Raw genomic sequence first — 2,040 nt, 5'->3', positions numbered from 1 at the left:
TTGGAGAGAAGAAGAAAGGCGACGCAGGTGTGCGAGCCAATTCGTTTTAGGATGATCCAAATTCCCATCATACACCCGCAGCGTGGTAAAAACCGTCGCGCCGTAAAGTAAACCCGGATCGTCTATTGCGAGTTCCAGGGTGTTGCCCTCAATTAGATTACCGCTGTACCAAAAAATATGATTCAACTATACTGATGAGTCAAGCTTAGAATATCGCTGCAACTATGCCAATCCTCACTATAGAAGCATTGTGTTCTGAAGCGGCACAATTTTCAGCTTTAGAGTCTCGACACCCCTAACCTTTGCTTTATGGTCTTACAGACGGCAAAGCTGTCGGTACTTATTTGAGGGTTCGGTATGAGTTCCTAGAGGGTAATTCAGCCAGTGGCATAGATTTTCCATGGCTACTTGTTGATGTTAAAGTTACAAGCATCAGCCAACCACAAGCATCATGCTTGTTCAAATCTGCACGACAAAAGATTTTTGGGCTTGGATATTCGCTCATCATCTTTGTCTACCACAAGACAGACAACAGCGAAAACCCCACAGCAACCCTAAATATTCTGCATAGGATTTATGTGAGTGCGGAGAGAACCGCAGATTTCCAGATGACGAGGGGAATTCGTAATATTCTAGAGAACGAAGGCAATCAAGATGACTTAATGGCTTTTATCCTTGACCGAAATCTACCCGCTGTTTATAGAGCTAACCGATGATTCGTATTGTTGATAAAACCAAATTATAATATTATGGAGATTTTCAGACACCTTTGGAGTTAGCCTCAAGCCTATGCCAGAAGTTGATATAACTTGGCGTAACTCCTGATATCATACTGGAACCAACATGCGTATTGGGTAACTTTATTGAGGCTGCTGCACATTTTTTTATCTATAAATAAGCAGGCAGTATAAATCCCCCCTAATTTATTGAAATAAATTTGCCTAAAACAGCAAATAATCCCAGAATAAATAATCGAAATAAACCCTGGATATTTTTGACAATTTGATTGGTTGTCAACGGGAAAAACTTTAAAGGGAAGAATCCTAGCAATCGGTAATTTTCCTTGGGTGACTAACTCGCAACAAGCAAGGATTGGGGGTGCGAAATTACCTAAAAAAAATCACTTTCAAAATTACAATGGTTTGGCTGCGATTGCAGGTAAAAGTAATTTTGATATATCCGAATGGATGTTAATACAGGTGGTTCACTGGCTACAAAACCGTGATGCTTGTTACTCAAAAATTTGTTGGTGATTCAACTGAAACAATAAAATGCCTTTCTGCGTACTTTCCCCTACCCAAAGACTGTTTTTCATATAGCTGGTAATAAGATTGCTGATTTTACCAATATTTAACCAGTTTTTTATAGCGAGCGAGTTAGCGGGGGAAAAGTTGCCTTCTGTTGATACGATTTGGGATGCGATCGCTTTGCGTGAGGGTGCTGGATACAAATGCGATATGCCTACGGCACCCTACGCGATCGCGCCTTATTTTTACTCAGAAATACGCGGGTTAATTCGCATTATAAATACTTAAAAATTTGCCATATTAAAGATTGAGTAAAATTTATTGTTTCGGAATGACAAATCGATATAGGTGCTTTTATGGTGAAGTTAAAGCTTTTTGTACATTGCAATGTTTGACTCAATGCTGCCCGCTCAAAGTAACAGTTTGGATGCATCTATCAATCCGTCCTTCGCCTATGGCTTGAATTTAGAACCAACCAGCGATATCTACCACATACCCCTCACAAATAGGGCATTTATTCAAGCAGAAATTGCCATCAAAGATTTAACAGGCGGTGAATTTAGCGGTTATAGCAATCTGTGGCAACCGAATTTATCGTTGGGATCTACAAGCGCTGAAAGTTTAAATTTAGGCAATAACAACAGCGTTGCTCTAGCTGAAAAATCATCTGTAGATTCCCTAACGGGGCAGGTTTTATCGAATGGCTTAGCTAACCCAATTGTAGAGCTAGCGCTGCAATCGGCTTACGGTTATCTCAAGGGATTGGCGACCGATGCAGATTTTAGCAACAAGA

3 protein-coding genes and 1 pseudogene are annotated in these 2,040 nt (G+C 40.4%); 3 read left to right on the top strand and 1 reads right to left on the bottom strand.

The features are described from left to right. Positions 1-186 (bottom strand): annotated as a pseudogene (locus ACE1CM_RS10690) (4-amino-4-deoxychorismate lyase); the annotation flags it as partial. 116 nt (positions 187-302) lie between these two features. Here ACE1CM_RS10690 and ACE1CM_RS10685 point away from each other — a divergent pair. The 3 genes from ACE1CM_RS10685 to ACE1CM_RS10675 form a co-directional block, all read left to right on the top strand. After that, the gene (locus tag ACE1CM_RS10685) at positions 303-716 is read left to right on the top strand and encodes a hypothetical protein (RefSeq protein ID WP_374877400.1); all 414 of its coding nucleotides are present in this window, start codon (positions 303-305) and stop codon (positions 714-716) included. 615 nt (positions 717-1,331) lie between these two features. Next, positions 1,332-1,535 carry a hypothetical protein gene (locus ACE1CM_RS10680; RefSeq protein WP_374877399.1) on the top strand — a complete coding sequence of 68 codons (204 nt, stop codon included), beginning with the start codon at positions 1,332-1,334 and terminating at the stop codon, positions 1,533-1,535. Positions 1,536-1,646: 111 nt separating this feature from the next. Continuing rightward, positions 1,647-2,040: hypothetical protein (locus ACE1CM_RS10675; protein ID WP_374877398.1), on the top strand; the 394-nt coding region annotated here is incomplete at its 3' end.

This window comes from Microseira sp. BLCC-F43, assembly GCF_041929235.1.
Lineage (GTDB): Bacteria > Cyanobacteriota > Cyanobacteriia > Cyanobacteriales > Aerosakkonemataceae > Microseira.
This window is presented reverse-complemented; position numbering and strand designations above follow the sequence as displayed.